The organism is Kitasatospora sp. NPDC001175, assembly GCF_053598215.1.
In genome coordinates this window covers 1-12,844 of record NZ_JBSFJU010000024.1, presented here as the reverse complement: position 1 = coordinate 12,844, position 12,844 = coordinate 1, and the positions used below count along the sequence as shown (strand labels likewise).

General features: G+C 72.3%; 16 protein-coding genes. 9 read left to right on the top strand and 7 right to left on the bottom strand.

Annotated features, from left to right (window positions below; genetic code table 11):
• Positions 1 to 30: 30 nt before the first annotated feature.
• Positions 31 to 675 (bottom strand): PadR family transcriptional regulator, encoded by a 645-nt coding sequence (locus ACWDAK_RS19015; protein ID WP_344634215.1) that lies wholly within the window; start codon positions 673 to 675, stop codon positions 31 to 33.
• Positions 676 to 792: 117 nt separating this feature from the next.
• On the opposite strand from ACWDAK_RS19015, the gene ACWDAK_RS19010 reads away from it, so the two are divergent.
• Positions 793 to 1,587, top strand: coding sequence for a LysR family transcriptional regulator (locus tag ACWDAK_RS19010; RefSeq protein WP_427393659.1), 795 nt, complete (start codon positions 793 to 795; stop codon positions 1,585 to 1,587).
• A gap of 60 nt (positions 1,588 to 1,647) precedes the next feature.
• Positions 1,648 to 1,995 carry a tautomerase family protein gene (locus ACWDAK_RS19005; RefSeq protein ID WP_427393658.1) on the top strand — a complete coding sequence of 116 codons (348 nt, stop codon included), beginning with the start codon at positions 1,648 to 1,650 and terminating at the stop codon, positions 1,993 to 1,995.
• Between the two features lie 106 nt (positions 1,996 to 2,101).
• On the opposite strand, the gene ACWDAK_RS19000 is transcribed toward ACWDAK_RS19005, so the two are convergent.
• Complete coding sequence (locus tag ACWDAK_RS19000) at positions 2,102 to 3,064, bottom strand: permease prefix domain 1-containing protein (protein ID WP_344634223.1); 963 nt, start codon at positions 3,062 to 3,064, stop codon at positions 2,102 to 2,104.
• Positions 3,061 to 3,435, bottom strand: a complete 375-nt coding sequence (locus ACWDAK_RS18995; RefSeq protein ID WP_427393657.1) for a PadR family transcriptional regulator — start codon at positions 3,433 to 3,435, stop codon at positions 3,061 to 3,063. The genes ACWDAK_RS19000 and ACWDAK_RS18995 overlap by 4 nt, the downstream gene beginning before the upstream one ends.
• 137 nt (positions 3,436 to 3,572) lie before the next feature.
• Between ACWDAK_RS18995 and ACWDAK_RS18990 the strand changes: the two genes are divergently transcribed.
• From ACWDAK_RS18990 to ACWDAK_RS18960, 7 genes are all read left to right on the top strand, one after another.
• Positions 3,573 to 3,968, top strand: coding sequence for an ACT domain-containing protein (locus ACWDAK_RS18990; RefSeq protein ID WP_344634225.1), 396 nt, complete (start codon positions 3,573 to 3,575; stop codon positions 3,966 to 3,968).
• A gap of 138 nt (positions 3,969 to 4,106) precedes the next feature.
• On the top strand, positions 4,107 to 5,138 hold the full coding sequence (locus ACWDAK_RS18985; protein ID WP_427393656.1) for a serine hydrolase domain-containing protein: 1,032 nt from the start codon (positions 4,107 to 4,109) through the stop codon (positions 5,136 to 5,138).
• A 39-nt stretch (positions 5,139 to 5,177) separates the two neighbouring features.
• The gene (locus ACWDAK_RS18980) at positions 5,178 to 5,300 is read left to right on the top strand and encodes a hypothetical protein (protein WP_344634227.1); all 123 of its coding nucleotides are present in this window, start codon (positions 5,178 to 5,180) and stop codon (positions 5,298 to 5,300) included.
• A 275-nt stretch (positions 5,301 to 5,575) separates the two neighbouring features.
• Positions 5,576 to 5,749, top strand: a complete 174-nt coding sequence (locus ACWDAK_RS18975) for a hypothetical protein (protein WP_344634228.1) — start codon at positions 5,576 to 5,578, stop codon at positions 5,747 to 5,749.
• 242 nt (positions 5,750 to 5,991) lie between these two features.
• Entirely contained in the window at positions 5,992 to 6,402 is a 411-nt protein-coding gene (locus ACWDAK_RS18970) for a cytidine deaminase (RefSeq protein ID WP_344634229.1), read from the top strand.
• Between the two features lie 546 nt (positions 6,403 to 6,948).
• Positions 6,949 to 7,416 (top strand): cysteine/serine endopeptidase inhibitor, encoded by a 468-nt coding sequence (locus ACWDAK_RS18965; protein WP_344634230.1) that lies wholly within the window; start codon positions 6,949 to 6,951, stop codon positions 7,414 to 7,416.
• A 165-nt stretch (positions 7,417 to 7,581) separates the two neighbouring features.
• The gene (locus tag ACWDAK_RS18960; RefSeq protein ID WP_344634231.1) at positions 7,582 to 8,427 is read left to right on the top strand and encodes a pentapeptide repeat-containing protein; all 846 of its coding nucleotides are present in this window, start codon (positions 7,582 to 7,584) and stop codon (positions 8,425 to 8,427) included.
• A 24-nt stretch (positions 8,428 to 8,451) separates the two neighbouring features.
• Here ACWDAK_RS18960 and ACWDAK_RS18955 read toward each other — a convergent pair whose 3' ends face one another.
• The 4 genes from ACWDAK_RS18955 to ACWDAK_RS18940 form a co-directional block, all read right to left on the bottom strand.
• A complete protein-coding gene (locus ACWDAK_RS18955) occupies positions 8,452 to 8,880 on the bottom strand; it encodes a hypothetical protein (protein WP_344634232.1) in 429 nt (142 codons plus the stop codon).
• Positions 8,881 to 9,047: 167 nt separating this feature from the next.
• Positions 9,048 to 10,370 carry an acyl-CoA reductase gene (locus ACWDAK_RS18950; RefSeq protein WP_427393655.1) on the bottom strand — a complete coding sequence of 441 codons (1,323 nt, stop codon included), beginning with the start codon at positions 10,368 to 10,370 and terminating at the stop codon, positions 9,048 to 9,050.
• The gene (locus ACWDAK_RS18945) at positions 10,367 to 11,548 is read right to left on the bottom strand and encodes a LuxE/PaaK family acyltransferase (RefSeq protein WP_344634234.1); all 1,182 of its coding nucleotides are present in this window, start codon (positions 11,546 to 11,548) and stop codon (positions 10,367 to 10,369) included. The genes ACWDAK_RS18950 and ACWDAK_RS18945 overlap by 4 nt, the downstream gene beginning before the upstream one ends.
• Before the next feature lie 917 nt (positions 11,549 to 12,465).
• Positions 12,466 to 12,618 (bottom strand): hypothetical protein, encoded by a 153-nt coding sequence (locus ACWDAK_RS18940; RefSeq protein ID WP_427393654.1) that lies wholly within the window; start codon positions 12,616 to 12,618, stop codon positions 12,466 to 12,468.
• Between the last annotated feature and the right edge of the window lie 226 nt (positions 12,619 to 12,844).

Sequence of the window (12,844 nt, the reverse complement as noted above, 5' to 3'; positions counted from 1 at the left end):
CGATCCCGCTCGGCGCGGATCGGGCCGCGCTCAGTCCTCCTCGGCGAGGATGAGGTACAGCTTCTTCTTCGCCTCGGTCAGCACGGCGAGACCCTTGGCGCGCTGCTCCTCCGAGCCGGTGGTCATCACCTGCCGCACGGCGTGGTCCACGGCGGCCAGCGCCTGGCCGACCTCCTGGACGGCCTCCCAGTCGACACCGCGCCCGGCCTCGTCCCAGGGGGACTCCTGACCGGCCTCGGCCTCCGCCCGGCCGGCCTCGGTGAGCTCGAACAGGCGCTTTCCGGAGACCTCCTGAGCCTGGATCAGCCCCTCCTCCTCCAGCAGCTGGAGGGTCGGGTAGACCGATCCCGGGCTCGGCCGCCAGGCCCCGCCCGTCCGCTCGCCGATCTCAGTGATCATCTCGTAGCCGTGCATCGGCCGCTCCCTGAGCAGCGCCAGCAGCGAGGCGCGCACGTCACCGCGCCGCGCCCGGCCGCCCCGACGGCCGTGGCCGCCGCGCCCCCGTCCGCCCATGCCGGGGCCGAACGGCCCGCCGAAGCCGGGCCCCCACGGACCGGGCCGGCCGCCAGGCCCACCGAAGGCACCGAAGGCGTGCCGCCCCTCGAAGCCCTCACCCGAGAACTCGCCGCGCTCCGAGCGCCGACGCCCTCCCCGGAACGATCCCCTTGTGCGCATGGCGCGCACCACCTTTCGTGACTCTCGCTCGACACTCCCCTTCCGAAGCATCTCGATATCTCGACGATATATCGCTAACTATCGCTCGTCAACGATTCCGCCGCCTGGGAGTTGGGGGTGGAGCTGTTCGACCGATCGCCCCGGCGGGTGCGGCTGACCGAAGCCGGCGCCGCGTTCCTGCCCGCCGCCCGCGAGGTGCTGGCGGCGGAGCGGCGCGCCCTGGAAGCGGTCGACGGGTTCATCGCCGGGCGCGCCCCGGTGCTGCGGATAGGCACCAGTGCGGGGATGGGCGCGCGACTGGAGCGGCTACTGGAGGCGCTGGAGCGACAAGCGCCCGGCACCCGGGTCGAGTTGGTTTCGTTGCCACGGGGCGACCGGCTGCGGCGGGTCGCCGACCGGGAGCTGGACGCGGCCTTCCTGCGCGGGGAGATGGAGGCACCCGAGGGCGTGCGGCAGATCCCGGTCTGGCAGGACGAGTTGCCGGTGGTGCTGTCCTCTCGCCATCCACTGGCCGATGCGGCCGGCGTCGATCTCGCCCGGCTCGCCGAGCTGCCGCTCGACCTGACGGCCCGCCAGAACAATCCGCCGCTGGTCGACCTCGTCGTCGACGCCTGCCGGGACGCCGGCTTCGAGCCCGTGCCCGGGCCCCCGCACAGCTCCCTCCAGGACACCCTGGCGGCGCTGGGTGCGGGCTCCCCGGGCTGGACCGTGCTGTACGCGGCGCACGCGGACCAGTTGCTCGGCGGCCGGGTGGCCTTCTTGCCGGCACGATCGCCGGACGGCTCGGACGGCCCGGCGAGCAGCCTGTCGCTCCCCACCGCGCTGGCGGTGCACGGCGCCGCCGCGCCGGAACGGCTGCGCCCGCTGCTGGCGGCCTGCCGCGAGGCCGGGCGCGGCGACCGCGGGGCCTGACGGCGGGACCTTTACCGCGGGGCCCTTACCACGGACCCGTTACCGCAGGGCCCGACAGCAGTGCACGATCACGATTCGCGATCACGATTCGCGATCGTCGCGAGCGCGGATTGCCGCTGGGTCGCGTGCCCCGATCGGAGTGGACTGGATGTCGGCAGCCCCACCGCCTCCGCGGCCCGGGAGCCGCCGCGATCCGATCCACACACGCGAACGATCCAGGAGCAGACCATACCCGTCGTCACCATCCAGCAGGGCCCCCGCAGCGTCGAGCTCAAGCGGGAGCTGGTCGCCCTCATCACCGATGCCTTCGTGGACGCGTACAAGATCCCGGCGGACACCGTCCAGGTGTGGATCCAGGAGGTCTCGCCGGAGAGCTGGGGCAGCGCCGGCAAGCTCACCGACAAGTAGCCTTACCGGTCACCGAGTTGAGCGACCCGCGTGGGCCCGGTGGAATGTCCGCCGGGCCCACGCCGTTCTCCTCGGGGACCTTCCCGGCTCTCCGCGCAGCCGCGGTTCACGGGTGGCGGAGCTCGCGCCGGGCCTGGGCGAGGGTGCCGATGGCGGCCAGGGCGAGGACGAGGACGGCGAGCCAGGCCGTCCAGTTGCCCGGCGCCGCCAGTGTCGCCAGTGCGCCGGCGCCGTCGGCGAGCGCGGGGTTGAGCACCCGCGCCTGCCAGAACAGCCACGCGAGCGGAGCGATTCCGGCGAGGGTGAACGCGACGCGGGCGATGGCGATGGCGGGACTGCCGCGGCGCAGGCGCAGGACGACGACGTCGAGCAGGACGGAGAGGGCGAGCACTCCGGCGAAGTAGGGGATCCAGAAGTCCCAGAGCCCCGGGTTGATGATCGGTACGTGCTCGCCCGAAGGGGTGGTGACCGGTGAGATCACCCGCTGCGCGAACAGGGCCGCGATCAGGGCCGCGGCCCTGATCACCCCGGTGACCAGATCGCGGCCTTGCGCCGGGCGCGGCTGGTCGGCGGGCAGTTGATCCGGGGTCCACGGGCCGGCGGCCGGGGCAGCCTCGGACCGGGCGCCGCGCACCCGGTCGGCGATCACGAACGGGACGGTCACGCAGACGGCGAGGTACACGGCCACGGTCACGGTGCTGCCGATCGGGCGCAGCAGTGCGACCCAGGCGTTCTCCCCGTGGGCGCGGGCGACGAGGACGAGCACGATGTAGACGACCGGAAGCACGCTCTGGCAGGCGCCCCGCAGCGCGTGGACGTAGCCGGGGTAGGTGTCGGCGCCGATCAGCGCGAGGGCGGAGTGGGAGTACCCGGCGGCCAGCCGCTCGGGGGAGCCGAGTTCGGCGAGCGCGGCGTACTCGGCGTCGGCCGGTGCCTCGCCGCGCTGGATGCGGGCCTCGACGTCGTCGGCGATCGCGGCGCGCAGCTCGCGCTCGATCTCGCCCCGCTGCTTGTCGGGCACGCGCCGCACGGTGGCGGCGATGTACCGGTCCGTTAATGCGGTGGTCACAGGTCCTGTCCTTTCGAGGTGGGGGCCGAGCCGGTGGCCGATGAGGGGTCGAGGCGGGTGAACGCGGCGTCGATCAGGCGCCACTCGCGCAGCAGCGCCTCGGCGAGGCGGACACCGTCAGAGCTGGTCCGGTAGACCTTGCGCGGGCGTGCCTGGCTGGTGTCCCACTCGCTGGTCAGCAATCCCTGGCTCTCCAGCCGGCGCAGCAGTGGATAGAGCGTGTTGCCCGCGACCGGCATGCCCGCACGCTCGAGCTCGTCCAGCAGGCCGTAGCCGTAGCCCGGTGTCTGCAGCGCGAGCAGGCTCGCGAGCACCACGGAGCCACGGCGCAGCTCCTGCCGGTGGGCGTCGAGGAGTTCGAATTCGTCCACACACAGCACTATAGTGTGTGGCACACATTATGGTCCAGTTGCATCAGTGTGCGGCGCGCAAACGAGGGCCGCGCTCCGCGCCCCCGACCGCCGCGTCCTCCCTGCGACCGCCGCGGGTACGGGCTACGGTGGCGGCCATGGCCGGTGAACGAGAACTCCAGAAGCTGCTGAGCGGAATGCGCCCGACCCTCAACCCGGGCCGGTACGTCTACTGCACCCTCCCCGCCCGCGTCCCGGCCGGATTGCGGCCGGTGGTCACGGTCGCGGAGCCGGAGGGGCCGACCGTGGTGGTGGCGCAGGAGGAGGCCGACGCCCTCGGCCTGCGGTACGAGTACGTGGCCGCCTGGATCACGCTGCGCATCCACTCCGCGCTGGAGGCCGTCGGACTGACCGCCGCCGTCGCCGGTCGCCTCGCCGAACACGGCATCAGCTGCAACGTGGTGGCCGGCTTCCACCACGACCATCTGTTCGTCTCAGCCGACGACGCCGACCGCGCGGTCGCGGTCCTGGAGGAACTGTCCACCTCCGCCTGACCTCCGGGCACGGGCGGGGCGCACCGACCACGCCCCCGAATCCTGCCGTACACGTCCGCTTCAGCTTCTGCGCCCGGCTGCCGGGGTACCACAGAGATGGCCCTGCTCCGCAGGCCGACCCCGCAGGAAAGGGAGGAAGTGACCGTGTCCTCGGCCCGCAACTGGGCGGCCGGCGCCGCCGCCACTCTGCAGGACGCTCTGGCACCACTGGTCGCGGCGGGGCGGATCCCCGGCGGCGTGATCACCGCCGGCACCGCCGGCGGCGCGCGCACCACCGCCGTCTGCGGCACGGTCGCCCCCGACTGCGGAGCGGTGGCACCCGACGAGCACACCCGCTACGACCTGGCCTCGCTCACCAAGGTGACGGCCACCTGGCCGCTGGTCGGCCGGGCCGTCCGCGAGGGACTGCTCGAACTCGACGCGCCCGTCCGCAGCTATCTGCCGGACCTTCCCAGCCCGGGTGGGGCATTGACGGTACGTCAGATACTCACGCACACCAGCGGCCTGTTCGACCGCACCTCCTTCGACCGCTACCTGGGCAGCCCCACCCCGCTCGCCCAGCTGATCTGCGCGGAGCCGCTGATCAGCGAACCCGGCCGCCGGCACCGGTACATCGACCGGGGTTTCATCCTGCTCGGCCTGCTGCTCACCTCGCTGCAAGGGCGCCCCCTCGACCACCTGGCGGACGGGCTCTGGCGCGGACTGGGCATGGCCGAGACGTCCTACGGCCCGCTGGTCCGCTCGCCGCGGGTGGCTCCGACCGAGGCGCGCCTGGTGGGGGCGCCGCACGTCTGGGGCACGGTGCACGATCCCAGCGCTGCCCTGATGGGCGGAGTCGCGGGCCACGCCGGGGCCTTCAGCACCGCAGCCGACCTGGCCGTCTTCGCCGAGCACACGGTCACCTCCGAGTGGCTGGCCGAGAGCATGCGCCCTGCCGCGCACATCGAGCCGGGACGGCACCGCGGCCTCGCCTGGATCATCGCCGACACCGGCCCGGACAGCGGGCCCGTCGCCTACCACCACGGCTTCACCGGCACCAGCATCCATCTCGACCCGCACACCGGCCGCTACCTCGTCCTGCTCACCAACGCCGTCTACCACGGCCGGGACGCCACCCTCCTGCTGCCTGTCCGCACCCTCGCCATCTCCGCCCTGACCTCCCCGAGCTGACCCGCGCAGACCGCACAACTCGCCCTAGGAGCGGCTGCGTTGAGCGCCGCCTGGCTGCCCGAGCAGGGGCAGCACGCCCACCCTGCGGTTCGGTTCACGTTCGACGGCGGTACCGTGCCGACCGGCTCGGAGATCCTTCCGCAGGCCGAGGAGGTGGCCTAGTACTGCTTCCTCCCGGTCAGGCGGGCGTCTTCCCGGTCAGGCGGGCGGCCGAGCTGCTGCACCCGCTCGCCGTGCCGCGGCTTACGCACGCGCTCCGGGCACGCCGGGACGGCGGTACCGCCCTGCTGCACAGCCCCGGCTACCTGGGCTGAGCGGCCCGGCCACTGCCCTTCGGGTGAACCTGCAGGGGGCCGCGAAGGCAAAGTGATCTGTAACAGTCGAGTCCGATTAATCTCCGGGCAACAGTGTCGAGCACCCGATCGAGGAGGGACACCATGCCCAGCCCCCACGAGGACTCCGCGCCCGGCGACGAGACCAGCAGCAAGACCCGGTCAACCGGCGTCGGCGGCCGACGCGACGACGCTCCCGACTGCGGCCCGGAGAACGAGCCCTCTGGATGGTCCGACTGCGACTACGACGGCATCGAACCGCACCACAACCTGGACTGACCTCCCCCAGTGCCCCGGTCCGCCCGAGCGCCGACCGGGGCACTCGCGTTCCCCCGCGACGACGGGAAAGGCACAGGAACGGCGGAGGCGGAGCGCAGCGACTCGGCGGCGGAAAACCATGCCGGTGTTCGCGACGATCGGTGGTCCAATGGTTGGTACCAGTCCAATAGCCGCGACGCCTTTCCCGCGCGCTGCCGCCATCGGGGCCCGCGCCGCGCCGAGCCGCAGGGAAGCCGGACACGATGGCCGCCGTCGATCGCATAGAGCTGGAAGCAGACCTCGAACTCGTCCGGGCGGCCACGCACACCGCCGAGACGTACGCCCGGGGTGACAACCACACCGTGGCCGCCGCCGCCCGCGCCAAGGACGGCCGGATCATCACCGGACTCAACGTCTACCACTTCACCGGCGGCCCCTGCGCCGAGTTGGTGGTCCTGGGCGCGGCCGCCGCGCAGGGCGCGTACGAGCTGGAGGCGATCGTGGCGGTCGCCGACGGCGGGCGCGGGATCGTCCCGCCGTGCGGGCGCTGCCGACAGGTGCTCTTCGACTACTTCCCCGACCTGACCGTGCTCGTGGGCACCGCGGAGGAGCCGCGCGCACTGCCCGTCGCCGAGCTCCTGCCCGAGAGCTACGTCTGGGCCGACCACCAGTGACGGGCCGGCCGGCGCCGGCGACCGCGAGCCACCGGGCAACGGCGGGCGACTGCACGGACCTCGTCCGCCGGGCGCCCGCCCCGATGAACCGATCACTCTCGAACTCTTCTGAACCGCAGTCTGGTTGACGGTCACCGGGAGTGAACTCCCACCTCCCGGACCAGCTTCACGTCGGGCGCCGGCCCGCAGCCGGAGATCCGGCCACTCTCCGATGACCCGCCGGGCCGAAAACACCCCGGCGCCATGAACCACCGCGCCACCCCTCGGACCACCTGAGCGCGCCGTACGCGCACCCACCGGGCGTCGACACCCATGCGTCGACGCCCGGCTCTGCTGTGGTTGGAATGACCTGAAAGTACATCAAGGTATAGACCACAGCTGACTTGTCGCGTACCTTTCACATCTGGCCACGCCGGGGCCGACCCCGAACTCCGGTTTCCCAGCGTGCACTTGGCCTCTCAGAAAGCACCGTCAGCACCCGCGATCGGCAGAGTCCGCCGACGCCCACCGGTGCACCGTCCACCCGAGCTGGAGGAACACACCCGCATGGGCAAGCAGTTGAAGGCCTGGGCCGGCGCCCCGCTGGCCGCGATCGCGACAGTCGTCCTGAGCGCGGGCACCGCCACCGCCGCGATACCGGTCAACAAGCCGGTGGGCGGCAGCATGACGTACTACACCGACGCCGGCTACGGCGCCTGCGGCACCCGGATCGACCCCGGTTCGGAACTCCTGGTCGCGGTCTCCCACACCTGGTGGACCTCCGCCAATCCCAACAACGACCCGCTGTGCAAGGGCATTTCGGTGAAGGTCACGTACCACGGGAAGACCGTCACCGTCCCGGTCCGGGACAAGTGTCCATCGTGCGACGCCGGTCACATCGACCTCAGTCGGCCGGCCTTCGCCAAACTCGCGCCACTCGACAAGGGCGTGGTCAACGGCATCACCTGGCAGTTCGTCACCGCCGGCGGCAAGGCCCTCGGACCGGCGCACAGCGACGGGGTGCTCGCCGGGTAGCACCGGGGCCGGAAGCCGCGCGGGCGAGGGGTGGCGGGCGCCGCGGGACCGGGTGCCGCTCGCCGCCCCACCCGGCTCCACCTGGGTGCTCCCGGTCAGGGACAATGGGTCCGGTCCGGAGCGCGGCAGCAGGCGGTGCTCGGCCCCCTCGCAGGAGAACGCACCTTGTCCCAGAAGCGCAACGCCCCGTCCGCCCCGGCCCCGGGTGGTGACAGCCGGCTCGCTCTGCTGTCCGACTGCGCGAACTGCTTCGGCCTGTGCTGCGTGGCCCTGCCCTTCGCCGCCTCGGCCGACTTCGCGGTCAACAAGGACGCCGGCCGGCCGTGCTCCAACCTCCAGGCGGACTTCCGCTGCGGCATCCACACCCGGCTGCGCGAGAAGGGCTTCCCCGGCTGCACCGTGTTCGACTGCTTCGGCGCCGGGCAGAAGGTCTCCCAGGTCACCTTCGGCGGGCAGGACTGGCGGCAGGCCCCCGGCACCGCACGACAGATGTTCGAGGTGTTCCCGGTCATGCGCCAGCTGCACGAGCTGCTCTGGTACCTCACCGAGGCCCTGGAGCTGCCCGCCGCCCGCCCCGTCCACCGCGACCTGCGCCGTGCGCTGGGCGATGTCGAGCGCCTCACCCGCGCCGACGCCGAGACCCTCGTCCAGGCCGACGTCCCCGCGCTGCGCGCCGACGTCAACGCGCTCCTGCTGCGCACCAGCGAACTGGTCCGGGCCGGCGTCCCCGGCAAGAAGAAGAACCACCGCGGCGCCGACCTGATCGGCGCCCGGCTGGGCGGCGCCGACCTGCGCGGCGCCAACCTGCGCGGCGCCTACCTGATCGCGGCCGACCTGTCCGGCGCCGACCTGCGCTCCGCCGACCTGATCGGAGCCGACTTCCGGGGCGCCGACCTGTCCGGCGCCGACCTCACCGGCAGCATCTTCCTCACCCAGGCCCAGCTCAACGCCGCCAGGGGCGATGCCGCCACCAGGCTGCCCGCCACGCTCAGCCGCCCCGCCCACTGGTAGCCGCCCCGCGCGGGCGCGGCCCGGTCACACCCGGCGGCGCACTCCGAGCGAGGCCAGGAACGCGGCGTCGAGTGGCCGCTCCCAGGCCAGCACCGCCACCCGCCACCCGCGCCAGGTGAACTCCAGGCCGCGGATGCGCTCGTCGCTCCAGTGGTGCCGTACCGCCTCCACCGGGCTGCCGTCGATCTCGGCCGTCTCCGGGTACTCGCCGAGCCGCCGCACCGCCTCCGGCCCCGGGCGGCCGCCCCGGCCGAGCAGGTTCGCCAGCGCGGCCGACGTCTGGTCGCGGCCGGCCGTCTGCGCGAAGACGTACGCGGGCGCGCTGCGGCGGTCGCCGGTCAGATAGGAGTGGATGACGGCATCCGGTCTCCCGTCGGGTGCCGTCCCTCCAGTGATCACCACACCCTGCCCGCCGGGCCACTCCCGGATTCCGAGCACCGGGACTCCGTCCATCGATCCCTCCCCATTCGTCAACCGACCAGGTACACAAGGTACTTGACTTGTGGTCAGCCGACTGCCGGAACCCGCCCCCCGGCTCGCGCCGGACCGCCCGCGCGCAGAGCGGCGGGCGGTCCGGCGGAGCGGCGGGAGGCCCGGCGGGAGGCCCGAGCGGCGGGCGGTCAAACCCGCGGCACCAAGACCCGCCGGCTGTGCTGCTGGAGGGCGAGCAGCCCGTCGTGCGGCTCCCCCGGGTACGAGTCGCTCATCGCCCCCACCGCGGTGACCCGCAGGGCGCCGGCCCGGACGAACTCGTCAGCGAGTACGCCCGTCTCACCCGGGGCCGCCGCCAGGCCGACGGTCTGCAGGTAGCTGCGCAGCGGCCGCAGTACGGCGGGGATCCGCTTGCGCGGCAGGGGCCGCACCCAGACCGTACGGAACAGCGGGGACACCGCCAGCTCAGAGCGCCGGTCGGCGAGCACCCGCCACCGCCCCTCGGGGTCGGCCAGCACCCGGCCGTGGCCGAGGTGCTGCTCCAGCCGGGCGACCGTCACCGTGGTGGTTATCTCGGCCCGCTCCTGGAGGGTGGGGGTGGGCTGCGGCAGCCCCGCGGCCGCCTCGGCCAGCGCCTCGGCCAGTCGCTCGGCCACCGCGAAGAGCTGGTCGTCGTCCTCGGTGTCCAGGTAGAGCGCCTGCGGGCTGGTGCACGCCTGCTGGTCGTGCCGGCAGACGCTGCGGGCGAGGTCCGCCAGGATCCCCGGGTCGGACCAGGCCGCCTCGGTGAGGTAGGCGAAGGAGATCTTCGGCCCCCAGGCCACCAGCCGCCGCCCCGGCCCGACGTGTTCCGCGACCCCCGCGACCGCCTCCTCGGTGCCCCAGACCACCACCGAGTCGGCGGCCTGACAGACCGTGCGCAGCCAGTCCCGGTTCCGGGACGGGAAACTCAGCACGATGGTCAGCGCGGCGACCGCCCCGCTGGGGTCGTGCCCGGCCAGCGCCTCGGCGAAGAGCTGGACGAACCGGCTCCCGCCGGTGGTCTTGGCCACGTTCAGGTTCCCGGTGAGCAGGCCCTCGACCAGGCTCCAGGGCCCCGCGGTGGCGACGTTGCCGGGCAGCACGTGCGCCACCATTCCGACCGGCGCCCAGTACTCCGCCGCCCCGCTCCCGGCGGGTACGGGCGTCGCGGGACTGGTGGTACCCAGCTGGGCCGTCAGTACGCGCTCCAGGGCGTCGCGGCGCAGCAGCCCGGCCAGGTCGCCGAGCACGGCCGCCGTCTCCTGCTCCGAGGCGCCCGACCGGCCGAGCTCCGCCGCCAGCAGGTCGCGGTCGGCGCTGGCGGCTCCGGCGAGCCCAGCGGCGAGCGCCGTGCACGCCTCGATCACCGCCTCGGTGCGGAGCGGCAGCTGCCGGGCGGCGGCGGCGAAGGTGTCCAGGTCGGCGAGCCGCCGCCCGGCCTCCGCGCCGTCGATCCACTCTCCCTGCCACAGGTGCTTCACGTCGGTCATGACCCTGCCTTCAGGAGTTCCGCGGCGGCGATGGCACAGGAGCGGTTGCGGGAGACTCCGGCGCGCCCGTGGACGGTGAAGTACGCCGTGCCGAGCCCGCAGCCGCAGCCCTCGGGGGCGTACAGCGTGCCCAGGTCGTTCATCACGATGCTGTGCGTCGGCATCGACGTGATGAAGGGCGAGACGAACTGCAGGTAGCCGGTCTCCCCGTACGGCAGCGCCCGGAGCGTGTCGACCGACCGCACCAGTACCCGGGACCAGGTCGGGACGTGCAGGTTGTGCCGCTCGCACTCGAAGTACGGCAGCGGGTGCTCGACCGAGCCGTAGGCGTCCCGGATCCGGTGGTCCGGCACACCGAGCTGCTCCCTGATCGCCGCGTAGAGGTCGTCCTTGGGGATCTGCCGGTCGGCGTTGGCCTTCCAGCCGCCGCCCAGGAAGACCAGCGAACGCGGCGACAACTTCAGTGGCGGGTGGTTCAGTTGGCCCATCCGCTCCAGCGTGAAGTGCAGGAAGGCGGGGTAGCCGAGGATCCGGACCGGAATGCCCTCCTCCGCGTAGCGCTGCAGCGCCAGGATGCAACCGAAGGGGTCGAACTCGTGTCCGGTGCCGGTGTGCCGCAGGCCGAAGGTGAGCGACCTGGCCGGCGCGAGCTCGCTGACGTAACCGAGGCCGAAGGTGGCGCCGTTGGTTAAGTCCGGACGCGGTTCGTAGCCGTAGACCAGGTAGTTGACCTCCTCGGACCGGTCCACCCAGCCGTAGTGGTCGAACACCCGGCAGTCCATCTCCTGCATCACGTCCGCCGACCACTTGTCCAGGAAGACCTGGGACTTCTGGCCGCTGGTGCCCGAGGAGGTGAGATGCAGGGAGATCTGCTCCTCGGACACCGACCTGATCTCGTTCCGCTTCAGGAAGGAGGCGTGGACGAAGGGCAGCCGGTCCAGGTCCGCCGTCGAGTCGATGTCCGGCCGGCCGGCCTCCGCCCAGAGGGAGGCGTAGAACGGCGAGTGCTCCAGGTGCCAGGTGTTCACCTCGCGCAGCGCACCGAGGAAGAGCTCGTCGCTCTCGGGTCCGGCGGCGAACGGCGCCGCGGTGTCGAACAGCAGTTGCAGCCCGCGCAGTCGCTGCGGATCCGGAACGCTCGGCTGCGTGCCGGACACCTGGGTGGGTATTCGGGTCATTTCTCGGCGCCTCACAGTGTTTCTCGGAACGGCGGTGCGGGGAGCGGCTCAGACCATCGGCGCGTAGCAGAAGGCCTACGCGACGCGCGATGGTGCCCCCCTGCACCGAAGACGAAGAAGTCGGCGAACCACAGCCGCACCTCCTGGCCGTTGTGCAGCGCTCCCTCGAGCACCCCCTGCACGGCGGCCGTGATCACGCCCAGTCCAGGCGGCGTCCGGCCGCCCGTCGATCCGGCCACGACGCAACACCCCTCCCCCACCGCCGCATTCGCTGGCGAATCGTCGCGCTCGGGTCGTTCCTCGCGCTGCCGCTACCTCATCCGATGGAGGCCGGAAGATCAAGGGCTCGGAACCGGACGGGGCCCTCGTCCGCGAGAGCTGTTCCAGAAGTACGTCTGGAACTGATCCTCTGTCGTGAAGCCAGCCGCCGGGCCCTGGTGCGGTACCGCCACAGCGTCACAGCAGCCCGCGCTCTCGGTGGCCGGAGCGCAACAACCAGGCGAGCCCGCCCACCAGGGCCGCCGCGACGGCCACGCACGGCAGCAGCGGAGCAGGATGTACCACGGCCTCCGGCCAGCTCCGTTTCCCCCACGGAAGGCGGAGTTCTTTCCGTCTGTCCTACTCGGGAAAGGCGGAGCACAGGTCTTCACCTCGCCCGGGGCCGCCTTCCACACGGCACCGAGGATCGGGGCGAAAAGGCCCGAACAGACCCAACAGGCCCCCTCGGCTAGCGACAATGGAAAAAGGCCCTCTGACCTGGGACTATGCAGGTCAGAGGGCCTTCCCTCAGCTAGGCGACGGACGAGTCGGCCTTATACGCCGGGTAAGGGCCAACCTCGGCGACGATCATGCCCTGACCAGGCATTTTGTGTGTCCGGGAGGCCCCGCTCGGCCCGCTAGGGACTTCTCAGGGACTTTCAGTCGAGATCTGCGAACCAGCGGTCGACTACGGCAAGACCCCGCGCTCCCGCCTCCGGCATGAAGTGAGTGTAGGTCCTGAGAGTGAAGGCCGGGTCCGAATGCCCGAGCCACTGTGCCAGGGAGACGATCGACTCTCCAGCCTCCAGCATGACGGAGGCGTACGTGTGCCGCAGGACGTGGAATCCATGCTCCCGGCTGGGCTCCCAGACCCTACTCGGCTTCACCCCTTCCACCGACTCCGGAAGCGGTGTCCGCGCTCTTTGAAACGTGACCCCCTAACGGTCGGCGGGTTCTAGCGTTTGTCGCAACACCCCTTGATCATGATGGGCGTGTTGATGGCAAGGCGTGGACGTAAGCGCAGGCTCGATCTTGAGT

Coding starts and splice junctions, on each gene's coding strand:
- ACWDAK_RS19015 (WP_344634215.1), bottom strand. CDS start 675: ATGCGCACAAGGGGATCGTTCCGGGGAGGGCGTCGGCGCTCGGAGCGC.
- ACWDAK_RS18990 (WP_344634225.1), top strand. CDS start 3,573: ATGGCCGGTGAACGAGAACTCCAGAAGCTGCTGAGCGGAATGCGCCCG.
- ACWDAK_RS18975 (WP_344634228.1), top strand. CDS start 5,576: ATGCCCAGCCCCCACGAGGACTCCGCGCCCGGCGACGAGACCAGCAGC.
- ACWDAK_RS18970 (WP_344634229.1), top strand. CDS start 5,992: ATGGCCGCCGTCGATCGCATAGAGCTGGAAGCAGACCTCGAACTCGTC.
- ACWDAK_RS18965 (WP_344634230.1), top strand. CDS start 6,949: ATGGGCAAGCAGTTGAAGGCCTGGGCCGGCGCCCCGCTGGCCGCGATC.
- ACWDAK_RS18955 (WP_344634232.1), bottom strand. CDS start 8,880: ATGGACGGAGTCCCGGTGCTCGGAATCCGGGAGTGGCCCGGCGGGCAG.
- ACWDAK_RS18950 (WP_427393655.1), bottom strand. CDS start 10,370: ATGACCGACGTGAAGCACCTGTGGCAGGGAGAGTGGATCGACGGCGCG.
- ACWDAK_RS18945 (WP_344634234.1), bottom strand. CDS start 11,548: ATGACCCGAATACCCACCCAGGTGTCCGGCACGCAGCCGAGCGTTCCG.
- ACWDAK_RS18940 (WP_427393654.1), bottom strand. CDS start 12,618: ATGCTGGAGGCTGGAGAGTCGATCGTCTCCCTGGCACAGTGGCTCGGG.